At 60.4% G+C, this 20426-nt stretch carries 19 protein-coding genes; 5 read left to right on the top strand and 14 right to left on the bottom strand.

Annotated elements, in window-relative coordinates:
- Positions 1-456: an ATP-dependent zinc protease family protein gene (locus Q354_RS0117105; RefSeq protein ID WP_027858663.1), complete on the bottom strand. Its 456-nt coding sequence runs from the start codon at positions 454-456 to the stop codon at positions 1-3.
- Positions 457-705: 249 nt separating this feature from the next.
- Between Q354_RS0117105 and Q354_RS0117100 the strand changes: the two genes are divergently transcribed.
- The gene (locus Q354_RS0117100; protein WP_051560229.1) at positions 706-1596 is read left to right on the top strand and encodes a LysR family transcriptional regulator; all 891 of its coding nucleotides are present in this window, start codon (positions 706-708) and stop codon (positions 1594-1596) included.
- 1 nt (position 1597) lies between these two features.
- Here the strand turns inward: Q354_RS0117100 and Q354_RS0117095 are convergent, their stop codons facing one another.
- The 8 genes from Q354_RS0117095 to Q354_RS0117060 form a co-directional block, all read right to left on the bottom strand.
- Positions 1598-2767, bottom strand: a complete 1170-nt coding sequence (locus Q354_RS0117095; RefSeq protein ID WP_027858661.1) for a cation:proton antiporter — start codon at positions 2765-2767, stop codon at positions 1598-1600.
- 42 nt (positions 2768-2809) lie between these two features.
- Positions 2810-3787, bottom strand: coding sequence for a CorA family divalent cation transporter (locus Q354_RS0117090; RefSeq protein WP_027858660.1), 978 nt, complete (start codon positions 3785-3787; stop codon positions 2810-2812).
- Between the two features lie 330 nt (positions 3788-4117).
- Complete coding sequence (locus Q354_RS0117085) at positions 4118-5278, bottom strand: CapA family protein (protein ID WP_211252277.1); 1161 nt, start codon at positions 5276-5278, stop codon at positions 4118-4120.
- 441 nt (positions 5279-5719) lie between these two features.
- Positions 5720-7135: a dihydrolipoyl dehydrogenase gene (gene lpdA, locus Q354_RS0117080; protein WP_027858658.1), complete on the bottom strand. Its 1416-nt coding sequence runs from the start codon at positions 7133-7135 to the stop codon at positions 5720-5722.
- 18 nt (positions 7136-7153) lie between these two features.
- Complete coding sequence (locus tag Q354_RS0117075) at positions 7154-8410, bottom strand: dihydrolipoamide acetyltransferase family protein (protein ID WP_027858657.1); 1257 nt, start codon at positions 8408-8410, stop codon at positions 7154-7156.
- Positions 8410-9426 carry an alpha-ketoacid dehydrogenase subunit beta gene (locus Q354_RS0117070; RefSeq protein ID WP_027858656.1) on the bottom strand — a complete coding sequence of 339 codons (1017 nt, stop codon included), beginning with the start codon at positions 9424-9426 and terminating at the stop codon, positions 8410-8412. The genes Q354_RS0117075 and Q354_RS0117070 overlap by 1 nt, the downstream gene beginning before the upstream one ends.
- A 3-nt stretch (positions 9427-9429) precedes the next feature.
- The gene (locus Q354_RS0117065) at positions 9430-10665 is read right to left on the bottom strand and encodes a thiamine pyrophosphate-dependent enzyme (protein ID WP_027858655.1); all 1236 of its coding nucleotides are present in this window, start codon (positions 10663-10665) and stop codon (positions 9430-9432) included.
- 148 nt (positions 10666-10813) lie between these two features.
- Positions 10814-11854 carry a Glu/Leu/Phe/Val dehydrogenase dimerization domain-containing protein gene (locus tag Q354_RS0117060; protein ID WP_027858654.1) on the bottom strand — a complete coding sequence of 347 codons (1041 nt, stop codon included), beginning with the start codon at positions 11852-11854 and terminating at the stop codon, positions 10814-10816.
- 309 nt (positions 11855-12163) lie between these two features.
- Here Q354_RS0117060 and Q354_RS0117055 point away from each other — a divergent pair, with 309 nt between their 5' ends.
- Positions 12164-12631, top strand: a complete 468-nt coding sequence (locus Q354_RS0117055; RefSeq protein ID WP_027858653.1) for an Lrp/AsnC family transcriptional regulator — start codon at positions 12164-12166, stop codon at positions 12629-12631.
- Between the two features lie 159 nt (positions 12632-12790).
- Here the strand turns inward: Q354_RS0117055 and Q354_RS0117050 are convergent, their stop codons facing one another.
- The 3 genes from Q354_RS0117050 to Q354_RS0117040 all read right to left on the bottom strand — a co-directional run bounded on the left by Q354_RS0117050 (position 12791) and on the right by Q354_RS0117040 (position 16157).
- A complete protein-coding gene (locus Q354_RS0117050) occupies positions 12791-13660 on the bottom strand; it encodes a LysR family transcriptional regulator (RefSeq protein WP_027858652.1) in 870 nt (289 codons plus the stop codon).
- A gap of 40 nt (positions 13661-13700) precedes the next feature.
- Positions 13701-15134, bottom strand: coding sequence for an SLC13 family permease (locus Q354_RS0117045; protein WP_027858651.1), 1434 nt, complete (start codon positions 15132-15134; stop codon positions 13701-13703).
- Positions 15135-15263: 129 nt separating this feature from the next.
- The gene (locus Q354_RS0117040; protein WP_027858650.1) at positions 15264-16157 is read right to left on the bottom strand and encodes a LysR family transcriptional regulator; all 894 of its coding nucleotides are present in this window, start codon (positions 16155-16157) and stop codon (positions 15264-15266) included.
- A gap of 103 nt (positions 16158-16260) precedes the next feature.
- On the opposite strand from Q354_RS0117040, the gene Q354_RS0117035 reads away from it, so the two are divergent.
- The gene (locus Q354_RS0117035; protein WP_027858649.1) at positions 16261-16722 is read left to right on the top strand and encodes a PACE efflux transporter; all 462 of its coding nucleotides are present in this window, start codon (positions 16261-16263) and stop codon (positions 16720-16722) included.
- A gap of 18 nt (positions 16723-16740) precedes the next feature.
- On the opposite strand, the gene Q354_RS0117030 is transcribed toward Q354_RS0117035, so the two are convergent.
- Positions 16741-17196: a hypothetical protein gene (locus Q354_RS0117030; RefSeq protein ID WP_036230338.1), complete on the bottom strand. Its 456-nt coding sequence runs from the start codon at positions 17194-17196 to the stop codon at positions 16741-16743.
- Positions 17197-17300: 104 nt separating this feature from the next.
- Positions 17301-18233 (bottom strand): 2-hydroxyacid dehydrogenase, encoded by a 933-nt coding sequence (locus Q354_RS0117025; RefSeq protein ID WP_027858647.1) that lies wholly within the window; start codon positions 18231-18233, stop codon positions 17301-17303.
- Positions 18234-18662: 429 nt separating this feature from the next.
- On the opposite strand from Q354_RS0117025, the gene Q354_RS0117020 reads away from it, so the two are divergent.
- Positions 18663-19931 (top strand): flavin-containing monooxygenase, encoded by a 1269-nt coding sequence (locus tag Q354_RS0117020; protein ID WP_027858646.1) that lies wholly within the window; start codon positions 18663-18665, stop codon positions 19929-19931.
- 74 nt (positions 19932-20005) lie between these two features.
- Complete coding sequence (locus tag Q354_RS0117015) at positions 20006-20425, top strand: RidA family protein (protein WP_027858645.1); 420 nt, start codon at positions 20006-20008, stop codon at positions 20423-20425.
- The last annotated feature ends 1 nt before the right edge of the window (position 20426 follow it).

Genomic DNA, 20426 nt, shown 5'->3' with positions numbered 1-20426 from the left:
TTACTCTCCCTGTAGAGCTGCGGCGGGTTTCTTACCCACCAGATAGGATAGCTCCGAATCAACTAAATAACGGCCATTAATAGCGGTACGTCCCAGCAACATGCGAAAGCGCATACTGTCGCGGTTAGTCAGGGTCAGCTCAATCGGCCAACACTGATCGCCCAGCTGCACCCGGGTTGCAATCACGTAACGTAACTCTGTATGTCCCCCGGAGTCCGTGACATGACGCTGATCCAGCACTTCGGCCTCCACCAGCTGGTCCTGCTCCAGGTGCAGGCCGAATCGCACCCAGAGTTTTCCGTTGCGTTCAAATTCTTCAACAAACCAGGCATGCAGCGCCGATGTCCGGGCACCGGTATCGACTTTGGCCTTGATATGACTGATGCCCAGGTCAGGCAGGGCACACCATTCACGCCAGCCCAGAACCGGCCGGGCGGGCTGGATTGCTTTGTTCACAATAGATATCTCTTCACTGGACTGTTTCCGGCCACAACGCCGGGTACATTTCCGGCGACACCAGCGATCCGGCCGATAAGTGCGGCGGGACGGCTTTGTACGAAAGCGGCAACAGAGAAAACAGTGGTTAGGTATAAACTAAAATGCTTTAGTAACGGCCTCGGACGGGCCGTTTAGGATGTGCTGCAGTATCAGCGACTCAGGGCCGCAGGTAAAACAAACAATTTTTCTCGTCAGGATCAAAAAAACGTGCGCAACCTGGATACCGGTTTACTCAAGACCTTTATAGAGGTCGCCAAGACACGTCACTTCGGCCGCGCCGCGGAAAACCTCTACCTGACCCAGTCAGCCGTCAGCTTCCGTATCCGCCAGCTGGAAGAGCTGCTGAACGTCAAACTGTTCGAGCGCCACCGCCATAATATCCTGCTGACCGCCGCCGGCGAGCGCCTGATCCCCCATGCCCAGGGCATGCTGGCGATGTGGCAGCGTACCTTCGAGGAGGTTGGCCTGGACGAGGGCCAGAGAACCCCGCTGGTACTCGGTGCCCCGGCAAACCTCTGGGACGCCTTCCTGCAAAAGCTGATTGTGCGGGTGATCTGCTCCAGTCCCGACTTCAGTATCCGCACGGTGACGGAAACCAGCGCCGCCCTCAGCCGGGGCGTGCTGGAACACCGTATCGACCTGGGCCTGACGCTGGACCCGCCGAAAAGCGATGAGTGCCAGACCCTGCCGGCCGGCGTACTCAGCCTGCAGCAGGTCGCCAGCACAGCGGGGCATGATATGCAGACCGCCGCCGGGATGAGCTATGTGGCGATGGACTGGGGAACCGCCTTCAACCTGCAGCTGGCCAAGAGCATGCCGCAACAGCAGCCGGCCGTGCTGCACACCGGCCAGGTGCATATCGCGCTGGAGTACCTGCTGGGTGTCGGCGGCCACGCCTGGCTGCCGCGCTTTCTGGTCGAGCCGCTGATCGAATCCGGCCAGCTGCATGCCGTCACCGATGCGCCGCTGATCCAGCGCCAGGTGTATATGGTGTACCGGCAGAAGAACGACAAGCTGGAGGCCCTCAACGCGCTGGCGGCCCAGCTGCGTGAGGACGAAACCCTGCCGCTCCAGGCCACGGGCACAGACCCGGCCTGAATCAGACCGGGTCACTGACCACCGGATTGAAGCAACGCCGGCCCAGGGCGATCCACAGCGGACCGAGCAGCAGCGACAGCGAGATCACCGACAGAGCGTACTGGTAGCCGGCCGCGCTGATAATCGCCGCCTGCATACCCACGGCGCTGAGCACAAAGCTGAATTCGCCGATCTGCGCCAGTACCGCACCGCCATACAGGCTTTCGCGCCAGCGATAGCCCAGGGTTCCCAGTATGATGGCGTTCAGCAGGGTGCCGACCACAAACACCGCCACCACCAGCAGGCTCAGCTGCCACCAGTGCTGCAACAAAAACTGCAGGTCGAGGCTCATGCCTACCGAGAGGAAGAACAGCGCCACAAACACCACTTTGAAGGGCTCCAGCTTATGGTGCACCCACTGGGTCTCGCGCGCGGCACCTACCAGCATGCCGGCAATAAAGGCGCCCAGTGCGGTGGACAGCTCCAGGATGCCGGTCAGCAGCGACATGCCGAAGCAGATCGCCAGCGCGACAAACACCTGCAGCTCATGGTCTTCACGGATCTGCCGCGCCAGCGGCAGGCGGATCTGACGACCACTGAAGATCCAGAACAGCGCCAGCCCCACCAGAATCACACCGACCAGCTGCATGCTCAGGGAGTGCAGGTTCACCTCCTGACCGCCAAACAGGCCGATCACGATCAGCATCGGGATCACCAGCAGATCCTGCACCAGCAGCACCCCCAGCATATCCTGGCCAAAGCCGGTGCCCAGCTCCTTACGGTCCTGCAGCAGGCGGATCACCACCGCCGAGCTGGACAGGCTGATAACGAAAGTCAGCAGCACGATGCGTGCCCAGCCCCAGTCGTAATAGAGACCGATCAGCGCCACCGGCAACAAGCTGAACAGCACCTGCAACAGGGTGCCGATCACCGGTATCCGCCAGCGCGACATCAGCTGCTGCGGCACCACTTCCATGCCGACAAAAAACAGCAGCAATACCACGCCCATCGCGCCCAGCCGGTTAACCACATCGGCATCGTCAATCAGGGCGACGCCGTGCGGACCGATCAGCACACCGGCCACCAGATAGGCGATCACCTGGGGCTGCGCCGCCAGCTTCAGCAGTCCGCCCACCAGCAACATGATGAAAATTGTCCCTACCATCGCCGGCAGAACCGGGTCCATATGCATAACAGTTCTCAGTATTCAGATCGTTGAAAGATTGCGCCCGGGCTAGAGCCAGCCGAGACGCCGGATCAGCGCCCACTGGGTCGCCAACAGCATCAGCACCAGTGACAGCACGGCCCAGAATGAGGCAGCCGAGTCCTGCCAGGGAAAGGGAATATTCATCCCCAGGAATCCGGTCAGGAAGCTCAGCGGCAGGAAGAAGAAGGTCACCAATGACAACAGATAGAGGGTCCGGTTGTTCTTCTCGTTCAGGGTGGCCCGCAGCTCATCCTGCAGGATCATCAGACGGCTCAGGGCCATCTCCACCTCCTCCAGGCTCAGCTGCAGGCTGTTGCCCAGCTCGCGCCAGACCGCCTGCAGCTCCGGCGCACCAAACCACTGCCGCTGCTGCTGGATCTGGCTCAGCACGGCACGCTGCGGCAGCAGATAGCGCTGTAGCTGTCCCGCCGCACGGCGGGCGCTGCTGATGCGTTCGACCACCACCTCACCGGCACCACAGGCCGCCTCGATACCCTCCAGCTCGGCTGTCAGCGCAGTCACTGCCTCGTTAATCTCGTCCTGGATAAACTCCAGCAACAGGGTGACCAGTCCGGCCACGTCCTGATCGAAATCACCGGCCTTGAGATGCTCGCCAAAACGCGACAACGACAGCGGGTGAAAGGCACAGAGGCTGATAAAGCGGCTATTGCTGATCACCATCCGCAGCGAGATCAGGCGCTCCTCTTCGGTATTCGCCTGGGCATTCACCACCCGCAGGATCAGAACCAGGTTGCCGCACTCATCGGTAAAGCTGCGCGGCCGGGTGTTCTCACTCAGCACTGCATTGCAGCTGCTCTCGGGTAATCCGCTCTGCTGCAGGACCCAGTCGACGCTGGAGGGCTCACGCCAGTTCATATTGAGCCAGGCGATAGTGCCACTGCGACTGTGCGGCGGCAGTGCCTGCAGATCATCAGTGGTTTCCGACACCTCGCCCTGATGCAGCAGCCAGGCCTCCTGCGGCCACGGTGAATCAGTTGGGGTCATAAGCAAATCTCCCTGAAAGTATGTAAAAAGTCCGTCACTGGAATCAGTAAAGCAGCAGGGGGTGAAAAAGACGATAGATAACGCCGCTACAAAAAAGTAGCGGCCGCGCCGACGCTAGGGTCACGGCCGCTTAAACCACGCGACAGTCATCAGGATGAGCGCGATTGTGCGCCGGAGGGTGCGCTACTGTAAAAGGGAAAAATTTTCTGCTGACGATCTGAAATTCTGATGGATAAGATAAGACAGTCCGGAGGGCAAGAAACGGTCGGCCCGGACAGATCCGGCAACGGCATCAGTTGCACGGCGCAACACCAGCACGGAAACACCCGGTCAGCAACGCAACTGCAGCCACCGTGCGGCCGGTTGCTCGATACCGGTGCCCAATCTGGCGCTCTCACGGTGCAGCGTTTGCCGTAACCAGCGCACATCTGCGGCGCTGGCAGCCTGCAAGCGCATCTGGCGGATCTGCATCGGACAGAGGCTCAGCTGCAGCAACCTATGCTGCTGCAGGTCGAAACGCAGCAGGTAGAGCAGTGACAGATCGCCGCGGTAGTGCTCCATCCCGCGGATGCCCTCATAGTCGTTGATAAAGTCACCGCAGCCGTAAAGGATCGGCCGCCCCCGGTAACATTCAATGCCTATTGCATGGTGGGAGGAGTGACCGTGAATCAGGTCGACTCCGGCCTGATTGATCAGACGGTGCGCCATCTCACGCCGGTAACGCGGCACCCGATAGCCCCAGTTACCGCCCCAGTGGACAGAACAGACCAGCAGATCGCCGGGTTGTCGCAGCGACTTCACCTGCGCCGCCAGCGCCTCGATCCAGTCCGTCTGATACTCGCTCACCAGATTCACCCCGGCACGCTCAGATGAAGCGGCCCATTCCGGCGGAATCCCGCTGCTGCTGGTACCCATGCTGAACAGGATCAGTCGCCTGCCGCCATTTAACGGCAGGATCAGCGGCTGTGCGGCCTGCTGCTGGTTCTGTCCCGCGCCGCAATAACCGATGCCCGCCTTATCCAGGCTGGCCAGGGTTTCCCTCAGCCCTTCATAACCCCAATCCAGCAGATGATTATTGGCCAGGGCGCAGCCATCGGTTTTCAGGGCCTGAAGGCAGGGCGTATTACCCGGATGCATGCGGTAGTTGATCCCCTTATCCGGCCAGTAGCGCTCACTGCTGGTAATACTGGTTTCCAGGTTGATGATCCGCAGATGGGGTGCAAACTGCTCCAGCACATTGAGGGCGTCGCCCCAGATATAGTCGAAGCTTACCGGCCGGGCGATGGCACCGTATCGCTGCTCTGCCAGCGCCACATAGTCTCGGGCATCCTTTACATAGGACTCATAGAGGCGGGGCTTCGAAGGGTAAGGCAGGACCTGATCCAGGCCCCGGCCGGTCATCACGTCACCGCAGAGAAAAAGCCGCAACTCATTCTGCGGGATGGCATCGATAGAGGGTGGCTCGGGCAAGGGGCGGGGCTGATCAGACAACACAGAAGCTCCTGTCCGGCTGCCGAGCATCGCCCCGGCAACGCCACTGAGTAGTCGGATCAACCTTCGCCGCTTCATCGCCTAACCTGTGATTGCGCCCTTATACAGCTTAGGACAGCAAGCGGACAAATCCGAATACAACACCTGAGCAGCACACCCGAACACAACTCCTGAGCAACACGCCGCAGCCTCAGTAGCGAATCCGACCAAGTGACTGTCTATAAACAAAAAAAGCCCCGAAGGGCAAAAGGTACCGCGGGCCGGATCGCTCCGGCCAGCGGCTATCCACGGGGATAAAGAGGGAGAGCAGCTGAAAGCGACTGGCTTTAAGCGGTAAGCCTTGTGGGTCCATTTCATTTCCCACCACAGCGGGGAAAATGACCTTTGTTTGCAAGCCCGCCACTCAGCTTGAGACCTGAAGCTTAAAGCTGACCGCTGCTTTTAAGGCGTGTGGATCGCCTTGCCGAAGGTGGCCAGGGCTGCTTCCATGGTGGCTTCACTCAGGGTCGGGTGGACATGGATGGTGCCGGCCAGGTCTTCCACCAGCGCGCCCATCTCCAGTGCCAGGGCGAATTCGCCGCTGAGTTCGGCGACATGGGCGCCGACCGCCTGGATACCGACGATCACATGGTCGTCGTTACGGGCGACGATGCGGACAAAACCGCCGTCGTCACCGGCTTCCATGGTCAGGGCCTTGCCGATCGCCGCGAACGGGAACTTTCCGACGCTGACATCCAGTCCTTTGTCCTTCGCCTGTTCCGGCGTCAGGCCGACGCTGACGATCTCCGGTTCGGTAAAGCAGACCGCAGGGATCGCCACAGGCTCGAAGCTGCGCTTATGTCCGGCGATAATCTCCGCCACCATCTCGCCCTGGGCCGAGGCCTTGTGCGCCAGCATCGGCTCGCCCACCAGGTCACCGATGGCCCAGACATTGCGGGTGCTGGTGCGGCACTGGTCATCAACCTGCACAAAAGCGCCATCACGGTCGACCGGCATATTCTCCAGTCCCCAGCCTGCGGTGTTCGGGCTGCGGCCTACCGCCACCAGCACCTTGCTGGCAGCGATAGTCCGGGTCTCGCCCTGCTTGTCCTGATAGTGCAATACCGGTTGCTTGCCGCTCTGGTCGACCGACTCGGCGCGGGCGCCGGTGATCACCTCGACATCATGCTTTTTCAGCCACTGCTGGATCGGCCGGGTCAGTTCCTTGTCATAGATCGGCAGGATACGCTCGCCGCCCTCGACAAAGGTCACCTTAGATCCCAGTTTGCGGTAGGCAATGCCCAGCTCCAGACCGATATAACCGGCACCGATCACCACCATATGCTCCGGCACTTCCTGCAGTGACAGCGCTTCGGTGGAGGAGATCACATCGCCGCCAAAGGGGATGCCCGGCAGTTCGGTGACCGAGGAGCCGTTGGCCAGGATCACATGCTCGGCATGCAGGGTCTGGCCACCATCGGCGGTCTCGATCTCGCAGGTCTTGGCGTCGGCAAACTTCGCCCAGCCCCGGATCACTTCCACACCGGCCTTGCTCAGCAGGCCCTGTACACCACCGCTGAGACGGTTAACGATATTGTCTTTCCAGTCGATGGTCTGGCCCAGGTTCAGCTCCGGCGCCGAGCTGATGGAGATGCCCAGCTTGCCATTGCCAGCATGGGCTTTCAGTTCTTCAAATTTGGTCGCAGCATGGATCAGTGCCTTGGAGGGAATGCAGCCGCGGATCAGGCAGGTGCCGCCGCAACGGTCCGCCTCGACCAGCACCGTGTCCAGCCCCAGCTGACCGGCGCGGATCGCCGCCACATAACCGCCCGGACCACCGCCAACCACCAGTACCTTACATTTACGATGAGTGTTCATAGTTGTCTCCAGGGGTCCTTAGACGAAGATTGAGGCCGGGTTTTCCAGCAGGCGTTTCAGTGCCTGCACCATCAGGGCGGCGTCGTAGCCATCTACCACGCGGTGGTCGAAGGATGACGACAGATTCATCATCTTGCGCACCACGATCTCGCCGTTATGCACCACCGGACGCTCCTGCAGCTTGTTGACGCCGATAATGGAGGTCTCAGGGGCGTTGATCACCGGGGTGCTGGCGATACCGCCGATGGCACCCAGACTGGTGATGGTAATAGTGGAACCGGTCAGCTCATCGGCCTTGGCGGAGCCATCGCGCGCCGCGTCAGCGATGCGGCTCAGCTCAGCTGCGGACTGCCAGATATCCAGCGACTCGCCATGTTTTACCACCGGTACCATCAGGCCCTTCTCGGTCATGGTGGCGATGCCGATATGCACCGCCTCATACTGGGTCAGCACTTCGCGCTCGTCGTCATAGCGGGCGTTGCAGAACGGAAACTCCGGCAACACCTTGGTCAGCGCCTGCATAATAAACGGCAGCAGGGTCAGCTTCGGCTGGTGCGGTTTGCGGTTCTGGTTGAGGTGCTGGCGCAGCTCTTCCAGCGCGCTGACATCCACCTCTTCGATATAGGAGTAGTGCGGGATATTGCGCTTGGACTGCACCATCTTCTGGGCGATCATGCGGCGCAGGCCACGGATCGGCACCTCAGTCGTCGCACTGCGCGCGGCACGCAGGTTACTGACCGGCAGCGCCGCCTGCATACCACCGGCGGCGATAAAGTTATCCAGGTCGCTGTTAGTGATCCGTCCGGCAGGACCGGTGCCCGGCACCACGCCGAGGTCGATATCCTCTTCGCGGGCACGGCGGCGCACCGACGGTGCGGCCAGCACTTCGTGGCGGCCCGGCACATGGCTGATGGTGGTTTTCTGCACCGGGGCCATGATTTCAGGCTCCGGCTCGGCAACCGCGGCGGGCTGTGCTGGGACTGCAGGTTCAGCCTTGGCCGGTTGTGCAGTGGGTTCCGGGGCATTGCCCTCGCCCTCAGTCTCGATCAGCACCAGTTCGGCGCCCACCGCCAGCATCGCACCGGCTTCGCAGCCGACGTTACGGATCACACCTGAGACCGGCGCGGACAGCTCAACGGTGGCCTTATCGGTCATCACATCGGCGATATGCTGGTCCTCTTCGACCGTATCGCCGACGCTGACATACCAGTCCACCACTTCGGATTCGACGATACCTTCGCCCAGATCGGGCAGTTTAAAACTGTAATGGCCCATTAGTCTGTCTCCAGTGTGCGTTCAATGGCTTCGATAATGCGTTCCTGGCTGGGGAAGTATTCCCACTCGAAGGCGTGCGGATAGGGGGTGTCCCAACCGGTCACACGCTCGATCGGCGCTTTCAGGTGCCAGAAGCAGGCTTCCTGTACCTCGGCTACCAGCTCGGCACCGAAACCACCGGTGCGGGTCGCTTCGTGGATTACCACGCAGCGGCCGGTCTTCTTCACCGAGGCTTCGATGGTCTCGGTATCCAGCGGCAACAGGGTACGCAGATCGATCAGTTCGGCATCGATACCGGCGGCCTTAATCGCCGCCTCGGCCACATGCACCATAGTGCCGTAAGCAAGGATGGTGACATCATCGCCGGGACGGACAATATTCGCCTTACCCAGCGGCACGCTGTAATAGCCTTCCGGCACTTCACCCATCGGGTGACTGCTCCAGGGCTGGCCCGCCTTGTGGTGGTCGCCGTCGAAAGGCCCGTTGTAGATACGTTTCGGCTCGAAGAAGATCACCGGGTCATCGCTTTCGATGGCGCTGATCAGCAGGCCCTTAGCGTCATACGGGTTGGACGGCATCACCGTCTTCAGGCCGCAGACATGGGTAAAGATCCCTTCCGGACTCTGGGAGTGGGTCTGGCCGCCACGGATACCGCCGCCGCAGGGGGTACGGATGGTGACCGGGGCGTGGTAGTCGCCGCCGCTGCGGTGACGCAGCCGCGCCAACTCACTGACGATCTGGTCGAAGGCCGGGTAGATATAGTCGGCAAACTGGATCTCCACCACCGGCCGCAGGCCGTTGACGCCCATCCCGATCGCCGTGGCGACGATACCGCCCTCGGCGATCGGCATATCCAGCGCGCGGTGGGCGCCGTATTTCTCGTACAGGCCTTCGGTGCAGCGGAACACGCCACCGAAATAGCCGACATCTTCGCCCATCACCAGCACGTTAGGATCGCGCTCCATCAGCACGTCCATCGCCGAGTTCAGGGCCTGAATCATATTCATTGCAGCCATAACTTATACCCCCAGATCCTGACGCTGTTTACGCAGATGCGCTGGCATCTCTTCGAATACATCCTCAAACATGGCACTCACCGGCCAGTGCGGGCCCTGCTCCAGCGAACCGTATTGCAGCGCCTCTTTCCAGTTGGCGGTGATCTCATCCTTGAGTTCTTTTTCCAGTGCCTGGTGCTGTTCTTCGCTCCACTCGCCGATGGCGATCAGATGCGCCTTGAGGCGTTCCAGCGGATCGCCCAACGGCCAGGTCGCCGCCTCATCCTTGTCACGATAGGCATCCGGGTTGTCACTGGTAGAGTGACTGGCGACACGGTAGGTGTAGAGTTCGATCAGAGTCGGGCCAAAGCCCTTGCGGGCACGCTCGGCAGCCCACTGGGTGACGGCGTATACGGCGAGAAAATCGTTACCGTCGACGCGGATACCCGGGATATTGAACCCCTGAGCACGGGCGGCAAAGGTGGTGCCGGTGCAGGCAAAGGACTGCGGCGTGGAGATCGCCCACTGGTTATTCACCACGTTGAGCAGCGCCGGGGCGCGGTAGGTAGAGGCAAAATGCAGCGCATGGTAGACATCCGCCGCCGCCACCGTGCCGTCGCCGACCCAGGCAGCAGAGACATGGTCTTCGCCCTTGTAGGCCGAGGCCATCGCCCAGCCCACAGACTGGCTGAACTGAGTCCCCAGGCTACCGGAGATACTGAAGAAGTTACCCTCTTTCCAGCTGTACATAATCGGCAGCTGGCGACCCTTGATATTGTCGCGGGAGTTGGAGAGGCAGTGACACATCATATCCACTACCGGGCGGCCGCGGACAAACAGCAACCCCTGCTGACGGTAGGAAGGAAACAGCATATCGCCCGGCTCCAGCGCCATCGCCTGGGCCACGGCCACCGCTTCCTCGCCGGTACATTTCATATAGAACGACAGGTTGCCCTGGCGCTGCATGCGGAACATACGCTCATCGTAGGCCTTCACATGCAACATATGCTTCAGGCCCTGGCGCAGGGTGTCGGCATCCAGCTGCGGGTTCCAGTCACCCTTGGCGCTGTTGTCATCGTCCAGTACCCGCACCAGGCCATAGGCCAGGTCGCGGGTCTGTTCGGCATTCACATCGACTGCCGGGCGCATTGCTTCGCCCGGCGCAGGAATCTCCATCTTGGAGAAATCAGTCGGCGTATCCGGGCGTGATGACGCCTCAGGTACATACAGCTTGGACTGATAGGGAGTGCTGGTCGTCATAGAGCTATCCTCCATTGGCGCGCCTGGTCGAGTGAATTGAGGCGGGCCGCCGGCACGGTGGGATCAGCCACCGTGCCCAGTTGATCAAAGCCCGGCCCAGACAACTGGCCGGGACAATCCCTTGGAAACGCTTATCTAACTGCTGCGATCAGGCGCTGCGAAAGCGCTCTTCAGCGATCTGATCGGCCACTTCATGAGGTGGCTTACCATCCGCTGCGGCCCGCTCGAAGATCTCTTCGAGGGTGGCACCGATCGATTCGATATGGTTTTTCAGCGTCTCGGCGCTCTCGCCGCTGCGCTGGTAAGCCACATCGATAATGCCGCCGGCGTTAAGGACATAATCCGGCGTGTAGAGAATCTCTTTGCGCAGCAGCAGCTCACCAAATTCCGGCGTCGCCAGCTGATTATTGGCCGCACCGGCAATCACTGCACACTTCAGCTGATCGAGGGTGTTGTAGTTGATCACGCCACCCAGGGCGCAAGGGGCGAAGACATCCGCCTCGACGCCGTAGATCTCGTCAGTGGCAACGACGCGGGCACCGAACTGGTCCACCGCGCGTTGCAGGTGCTCCGGCACTATATCGCTGACGATCAGCTTGGCACCGGCTTCATGCAGGTGCCGCGCCAGGTAATAGCCGACATTGCCGACGCCCTGCAGCGCCACTGTGATGCCATTGAGGTCATCGCGGCCGAGACGTTGTTTCACCGCCGTCTTCAGGCCGACAAAGGTAGAATAAGCGGTGGATGGCGAAGGATCGCCGCCGTGCTCAGTGCCTTCCATTACCCCGGCCACGTGGGCGGTGTTCTCGCCGATCAGTTTCATATCGGCGACGCTGGTGCCGGAATCTTCGGCAGTGATATAAGCCCCGGACAGGCCATCGATAAAGCGGCCCAGGTCGCGCAGCAGTTCAGGCGACTTATCCCGGCGCGGATCGCCGATAATGACGCACTTACCGCCGCCCAGCGGCAGGCCCGCCAGCGCCGACTTGTAGGTCATGCCGCGGGAGAGGCGCAGCACATCGGTCAGCGCCTCTTCGTCGGTGGCGTAAGGCCACATACGACAGCCGCCCAGTGCCGGGCCCAGATTGGTGTTATGGATAGCCACAATGGCTTTCAGGCCGCTTTTCTCTTCGTGGAAAAAAGCCACCTGTTCGTGGTGATCAAACTCCTTATGGGAGAAGACAGTCATACCGGCGCACCTGTTTATTTTTATGTTCGCGTCCAAATTTGATTCGGGCCGGTGAGCGATGATCGACCGCGCCGCCCGAAAGACTGTCTAAAAAGATACTCCCATTCCTGGGTAAAATTTATGCAAAGAAGAGGGAAAACCCCTAGGACACTAGAAGTATTAATACTAAAATTAGCTCACAAGCGAATAAAAAATACCCTTTGTCAGAGATATCGGTATTTTTAACGCATATGCACAAAATTCAGGGCAGTCTCCCGCCGGGGCAGAAGCTGCCGCTGACAACAACAAAAACAAACCGGACAACAGACGATGGAACTGGATAAGATCGACCGCAAAATCCTTGCCCTGATCCAGCAGGACGCCAGCATGAGCGCCTCCGAGATCGCCGAGCAGGTCAACCTGTCACAACCACCCTGCTGGCGCCGTATCAAGCGATTAGAGGAAGCCGGCTTTATCCAGAAACGCGCCGGTATCCTCAACCGCGAACAGCTGGGCCTGAATATGGTGATCTACACCGAGGTCAAACTCAGCGCCAACGGCCGCCAGGCGGTGAATGAGTTCCAGCAGCATATCCAGTCCTTCCCCGAAGTCACCGAATGCTACCTGATGATGGGCCGCATCGACTTCCTGCTGCGCATCGTCACCAAAGACGTCGCCAGCTACGAACGCTTCTACCGCGACCACCTGTCACTGATCCCCGATATCCAGGAGATGAACTCCACCGTCGCGATGAGCGAAGTGAAATACACCACCGAGTTGCCGCTGCATCTGGTGTGATTACTCTGGGAAATCGACGTAGGTTGGGATAAGCCTGCGCATCCCAACAATCGCTATCGATCTGTGATTAGCGACGCTTAAATAGAAGAGCTTGTTGGGATTTGTCACTGCGCTCCGCTTCCCAACCTACAGTTAGGCGCCAGATTGCCTGCGTTAGGATTAATCCTGCAATACATCCTTCACTGCCCGAAACAGCGGCTCCTGCGCCCGTTCGCTGCGACAGGCCAGCAGTACCGGCACCGCGGGGCGGACTTCGCAGAGCAGGTCGACTTCTCCGGCGGCGACAGCTTCGCGGGCGCTGTTGCTGTGCAGCAGGCCGATTCCGACGCCACCGGCGATCAGGGTGCGGGTGACCTGTTCGCGGTCGATGCTGATGATCTTTTCCGGTCGGATGCTGTGCCGCTGAAACAGGCTTTCGGCGGCGCGGCCACAGCAGGTATCGGCGCCGGGGCAGATCCAGGGCTGGCGTGCCAGTTGCTGCCAGTCGAGGGGCTGGCGGCTGTCGATCAGTCCCGTCGGGGCGGCGAGGTGGATCGCGAACTGCGCCACTTCGACGATACTCAGGCCCTGATCCTGTTCGGCGCTTGCGTTATAGAGGGCCGCATCCAGTGTGCCGTTGCGGACCTCGTCGAGGATCTGCTGGCGGCTGCCATGCTGCAGGCTGACCTCAACCTCGGGATGGCTGGCGGCCATCCCCATCAGCAGACGACCGGCGATATCGGCATTAAGACTGGCCACGGCACCGAGACGCAGGGTTCCCGTCAGGGTCGCGCGGATCTGTCCGGCTTCCGCCAGCATCGCACGGTGGGCCGCGAGGGTCTGCTCCGCCTTCAGCAACAGCCGTTCGCCATCAGCAGTCAGGCGCATCCCCTGCGGGGTGCGTCGAAACAGCCGCAGGCCCAGCGTCGCTTCCATCGCCTTGATATGGGCGCTGACCGCAGGCTGGCTGAGGCAGAGGCGCTCAGAGGCGCGGGTGATGGTGCCCTCCTGCGCCACCGCGACAAAGGTTTTCAGCTGATAGATCTCCATCCGTTTCTCCTCAAACCGCCTGGGTCAGATTTAACCTGGCTCAGATATAGCCGAGCAGTACCCACCACAGCAGGTGCAGCGGAATTAAAAACAGCGTGCTTAAGGCAAACATAATCAGGCACAGCTTGCTGATCAGCTTAACCGACAACTCGCCCAACTGCATCGCGGCCACCAGCGGCGGGGCCTGAAACGGCAGCAGCACATTGGAGAAGGCGATCACCTGGGTCATCAGCACGCTCATCAGCGGCAGCCCGGTGGCATCCGCCAGCTGTCCGGCGACCGGGGTCATAATCGCCGGTACCCCGGGCAGGTTGGTCAGCAGCGCGATCAGGCTGGAGATGGCCGTCAGCAGCACACCATTCCACAGCGGCTGGTCGGCGCTAAAACCGCTGAAACCCAGCAACCCCTGCAGTAACGCTTCACCAAGGCCCGAGCTGGCGATCAAACTGCCCAGCCCCATAATGCCGGCGACAAACAGCAGCGGGCCATACTTGATATCGCTGTTGAGGCAGTTTTTCGCCGTCAGGCCGCTGCCGGGCCAGAGACAGGCCAGAGCCGCCGCCAGCCCGATCCAGCCAGGCGAGATCTGGTGGAGCGCATCGCTGAACCACAGCGTCAGGCAGGCCCCCAGTACCCAGAGCAGGCGCCGCTCTGGCGTCGATAACGGCTCGGCAACCGTTGCCGCGATAACCTGCACCTGTGGATCGCGATCCGGCAACAGCCGCAGGATCACCAACACCAGCACAGCCGCCTTAACCAGCCCCAGCACCGGAAAGTGCAGCAACAGATAGTCGAAATAGGGTAGCTGGAAGCCGTGGATCGCCTCCACCAGACCGGCCAGGATCATATTGGGGCCATTGGCGGGCAGGATGGCAAAGGCAGGCAGGAAAGTACCGAACACCGCCGCGGCCAGCATACCCTGACGGCCATTGCTGCCAGTGCCATAACCCAGCTGCTCGGCCAGTGCCAGCACCACCGGCACCAGCAGCACCACCCGCCCCATCGACGAGGGGATCAGGAACGCCAACGCCAGGCTGAACAGCACCACTGCGGTAATAACGCTGCGATAGCTCTGCCCGGTGATCAGCGCCAGCAACCGCGCGGCACGCTGGTCGAGGCCGGTATGGGTGATCGCCGCCCCCAGTACCAGACCACTGAACAGCAGCCAGAACGCCGAGGAGCTAAAGCCGGAAAATACCGTCTGCGCCGGGGCCAGCTCCAGCACCATCGCCAGCAGAAAGAAGGCCAGCGCCGGCCAGTACTCCGGCACCAGCGCCGTGGCCCAGAGGCCGATACAGGCCAGGGTCAGTCCGGCCACCAGCGCCACCGGTACGGGCAGCCACTGCGCGGCGAACCACACCGCAAGGATTGCCAGCAACAGGATCAGCGCCAGCTGCGCCCGGCGCTGACTGAGTAACGCAAGAATTCCCCCCGGCCCGGCGGCAGGAGTGAGTGACGGAGTTTGCTCGGACATAATGACGCTTGCCTCAGATAGTTGAACCTGAGGCTAAGGTAGCGCCGGGCCGCCAGTCCGATCCAATCGTTTGTTCTGAGGGGGTTATCAGCGGCGCTGAGGACGGTGCAGCCTCAGCAACGCCCAGCGTCAGTGCGGTTGATAGAGATCCAGCTTCAGCATCTGTTGCAGCAGCCACTGTCCGGCGGTGCCCAGGTTACGGTCCTTGGCCCAGACCAGGTCGACCGGGTTGAGGATCACCGGTTTCTGGCTATCCAGCTGCAGTGCCACCAGCTCACCGCTGTCGATCTTCTCCTGCACCACGGTCTGGTGCAGGAAGGCCCAGCCGATACCGGCGCAGAGCAGCTCCATGGCGATATAGGGACTCTCCGACAACCAGATATCGGCGCTGATGCAGAAGCGTTCATGGCTGGTGAAGTCCCGGTTCAGGCTGCGACAGAGCAGCTGGCGGTGGCTGCGCAGTTCGGCATGGCTGACCGGCTGTCGCGTCACCAGCGGATGCGCCTTGTGGCATACCGGCAGCAGTCGCGAGTGCCCCATGCCGTGGAAGTTGAAGTCCAGCGGGTACTGCTCTTCGGCCATCATCAGGCCGATATCGGCACGGTTACTGCTGATCAGGGCGGCGACGTCGCTGGAACCGGGGTCGAGCAGCTCCAGCTCGATATGGGGAAAGCGCTGCTCGAATTCACGCAGCAACGGCAGCAGCGGCTGGCAGGCGACACTCTGCTCCAGCGCCAGGCAGAGCTTGGTCTCGACTTCGTTGCTCAGGGCGGTGGCCCGATCGAGGAAATCCTGCTGGCTCTGCAGGGCGTTGCGCGCCAGCCGCAGCATCGCCTCGCCCGCTTCGGTCAGGACCGGATTGCGGCTGCTGCGATCAAACAGCTCCAGGTTGGTCTCGATCTCCAGGTTGCTGATGGCGTTGCTGACCGCCGACTGCACCTTGCCGAGCCGGCGGGCAGCGGCGGAAAACGAGCCCTGTTCGGCGGCGGCAACAAAGGCTTCGAGTTGATCGGGGCTGGGCATGACCTATCTCCAAAATAGATAGTAACTAACTTTTTAATATCAGGATGACTGTTAGGATAGCGCCATTGATTCAAAGTGACATTGATTAAGTGGAGAGAAGCCCATGAGTCAGAAAGATATCGTCGTTCGCAGCAAGTGGGACCGGCTGCGCTATACGCTGGTGTTTGAGGCCCTGTTGCTGGCCCTGTTCACACCGGTGCTGTCCTATGTTTTTGAGAAGAGCCCGCTGGAGACCGGCTCGCTGGCGATCGTCCTCAGCGTTAAGGCGATGCTGGTGAACTACATCTACAACTATTTCTTTGACCGCTTTGATGTGAAAAATGGCCGCATTCCAACCGAGCGCAGCACCAAGTGGCGCGTTATCCATGCCACCGGTTTTGAGCTGATCCTCACCTGCACCTCACTGCCACTGTTTATGTGGTGGCTGGGTATCAGTTTCTGGCCGGCGCTGATGATGGATATCAGCATGGTGCTGTTCGTGCTGGTGTTTACCTTCTGCTACACCCTGGCCTACGACAAGATCTTCCCGCTGCTGCAGCCGGGCGCGGAAACCGCCGCGGCCTGAAGCAGCAAGCGATAACAGTCAGTCGCGGTCGATCTCGCGACGTAACTCTCTGAGGCGCTCTTTGAGCGCCTCATCTTCATCCATCACCCGGGGACAGACATCGCTATCGGGCTCGATATCGTCAAATTTCTTCAATGCCAGCTGAAAGGCTGACAATGCCCGCGCTATATCGGCGAACACCGGCTCATCCAGCTGATCAACCGCATCGATTGAGGTCGTCGCTTCATCCAGCAACTGTGGCAGGGCTTTCAGCACCTGCAGCTCTTTCGGTTCCTGGCGGATAGCGCGACGCTCTTCAAGCCAGCGGTCCAGCTGGCGACGCTCATCGGCGTACAGCGCTGCCGCTACATGGGGGGCGATCACCTCAAGGTCAGCATTAAATCGGGCCACTTCCTCCTCTTCCAACTGCCCGGTGTGCGGGTTCTGGGTTTCACGCATGCAATAAACGGAGTGGTCACCGGCAACAAATCTCATAGGGTCTCCTGGTCATGACAGTTAGTGACTGGGACTGCCACCATCAGATTAGTTCATTCTTTTTCAGCCAGACCTGAATACCCTATGGGCCTGAAAGCGCGGTTTCAGTAGCCCAGCGCCGGGTCGACCAGGCTCACCGGCTCACCGTTTTCGATCTGTGCGATATAGCCGGCGATCTGCTCCACGGCCGTGACAATCGGTGTCGGTGCGGCAATATGGGGCGTGATAATCAGGTTTTTCAGGCCCCACAGCTCTGACGTTGCAGGCAGCGGTTCCTGATGAAACACATCCAGCAGAGCACCGCGCAGGCGACCGTATCGGAGCCGGTCGGCCAGCGCCTGCTCATCGAACACCTCACCGCGGCCGCAGCTGATCACCACGCCATCCGCCTGCATCCGGCTCAACTGGTCGTCGCCGATCAGGTAGCGCGTTTCCCGGGTGGCAGGCAGGATACTGATCAGTCCCCGGCAACCATCCAGAAAGTCAGCCAGCTGGCCGGGGCCGGCAAAGGACTCAACGCCGTCGAGCTGTTTCGGCGTTCGGCTCCAGCAACGTACCGGGTAGCCCTCCGAGGCCAGTGTTTCAGCCACCACGGCACCGATCGCCCCGGCCCCCAGAATACCCAGCGGCCAGTCACGACGTGATCCGATCTCCCGGGGGTGCCAGTGCTTGGCGACCTGATCCTGGCGGTAATGGTCGAAGTCGCGGCCAAAATGCAGCAGGCCGTAACGCACATAATCCAGAATCCACTGCGCCATGCCGGCATCACGCAGTTTCAGCAGCGGCACATCCGCCGGACGGCTCTGCAGCGCCAGGATGCTGTCCACTCCGGCCCCCAGGTTAATGATCGCCTTAAGCCCATGCTGGCCGTGGAAAAACTCGACGGGCGGTTTCCACACCAGGGCGTAATCGGCCTGCCAGGCCGCATCGGTTTCCTTCTCGTCCCAGAGGCGAATATCGGCATCGGGCAACTGGTGCTGCAAGGCACGGAGCCAGTGCGGGTTATCTTCGCCCTTGGCGAAAAACAGGATCTTCATGGTTTCACTCCTTAAAACTCAGACTTCTTTAGGAACGGACAGGTCGCTTGGCAGACCGCTTGTCCGGTGAAACAGGGGCAATCCGCCCCTCTTACCCTCGACCTCAATTCGTTCCGGCTAAGTACCAGTATATAAACAATTTTCTGCAATGGGACGAGAAAGCGTCCGGACAATCTGACAGCACTGATAAGACATTGCCGCCACGCGACAGCCCCGGAGAGGTGGAGGGCAGCGAGCAGGCACAAGCTGCTACAAAGACGTAGCATAAAAATTTCTGATCCATTTGTAAGCTTAATAATATTTTATCAATACAAGACCCTGTCATACGCTGAACTCAACTTCAGGAGCAAGCACTGACCAGCCCAGGTCGTAGCCAGCTTCTCGTAACCACTCCCTTGAACGACTGAATAACAACAAAGGGTCCCAGACATGACAGTTGAAAAGATCGAAATTGATACGCTTGTTATTGGTGCAGGTCAGGCCGGCGTGGCCATGAGCGAACACCTGACTAAACTGGAAGTGCCTCACCTGGTACTGGAACGCAACCGTATCGCGGAAAAATGGCGCACCGGACGCTGGGACTCGCTGGTCGCTAACGGCCCGGCATGGCACGACCGCTTCCCAGGTCTGCAGTTCGAAGGCTTTGCTGATGACGACTTTGTCCCTAAAGAGGATGTCGCCGATTACTTCGTTGCCTACGCCGAGAAATTCAACGCCCCTATCCGTACCGGCGTCGAAGTGAAAAAGGTCGAGCGCAACAGCGAACGTCCGGGTTTCACCATCGAAACCTCTGAGGGCCTGATCGAAGCCAACCGTGTCGTGGCCGCAACCGGACCGTTCCAGACCCCGGTTATCCCGCCGATTGCACCTAAGGATGACAACATCCTGCAGATCCATTCCGCCGATTACCGCAACCCGGAACAGCTGCCGGAGGGTGGCGTACTGGTGGTTGGCGCAGGCTCTTCCGGCGTACAGATTGCCGATGAGCTTAACCGGGCCGGCAAGCAGGTTCACCTCTCAGTCGGTGCCCATGACCGTCCGCCACGCTCCTACCGTAACCGCGACTTCTGCTGGTGGCTGGGCGTGCTCGGCGAGTGGGATGCAGCGGCAATGAAGCCGGGTTCAGAGCACGTTACCATCGCCGTGACCGGTGCCCACGGAGGCAAGGGGACTGTCGATTTCCGCGCCCTGGCGCATCAGGGCATCACCCTGGTTGGCCTGACTGAGGCCTTTAACAACGGCAGCGTAAGCTTCCGCTCTGACCTGGTTGAAAACGTTGCCCGTGGCGATAAGAACTACCTCGACCTGCTGGATGCCGCCGATGCCTACATCGAGCGTAACGGTCTCGACCTGCCGGAAGAACCGGAAGCCCGCAAGATGCTGGCAGACCCTGAGTGCATGAGCAACCCAATCCAGCAGCTGGACCTGGCGGCAGCAGGCATCACCTCGATTATCTGGGCTACCGGCTTCAAGGTGGACTACAGCTGGCTGAAGGTGAACGCCTTCGACGAAAACGGCAAACCGGCCCACCAGCGCGGCGTCTCCACCGAGCCAGGCGTCTACTTTGTCGGCCTGCCGTGGCTGTCCCGTCGTGGCTCCACCTTTATCTGGGGCGTATGGCACGACGCCAAACATATTGCCGATCACATCGCGACCCAGCGCAAGTACCTGGCATACCGCGACTCGTCACAGCGCTAAGCCCTCAAGGACAGGCCCACGGGCCTGTCCATTTATTTGCCAGTCATATAAAACCGCACAATGGGAGCCCGTTAATGCCCACACATACCCGAATCCGCATGTTCAACACTAAAGAGACCTATCCGAACCAGACCCTGGATAACGATCTCTGCCAGGCCGTACGCGCTGGAAACACCGTCTATGTGCGCGGCCAGGTCGGTACCGACTTCGAGGGCAAGCTGGTCGGTCTGGGAGACCCGGCAGCCCAGGCCGACCAGGCGATGAAGAACGTCAAGCAGCTGTTGGAAGAGGCCGGCTCCGATATGAGCCATATCGTCAAAACCACCACCTACATCACCGATCCGCGCTTCCGCGAAGCGGTCTACCGCGAGACCGGCAAGTGGATGAAAGGGGTCTTTCCGATCTCCACCGGCCTGGTCGTCCAGGCACTGGCTCAGCCAGAGTGGTTGATGGAGATCGATGTGATCGCCGTGATCCCTGACGATCAGCTGTAAG

The sequence above is a fragment of the Marinobacterium jannaschii DSM 6295 genome (assembly GCF_000620085.1).
Lineage (GTDB): Bacteria > Pseudomonadota > Gammaproteobacteria > Pseudomonadales > Balneatricaceae > Pontibacterium > Pontibacterium jannaschii.
This window is presented reverse-complemented; position numbering and strand designations above follow the sequence as displayed.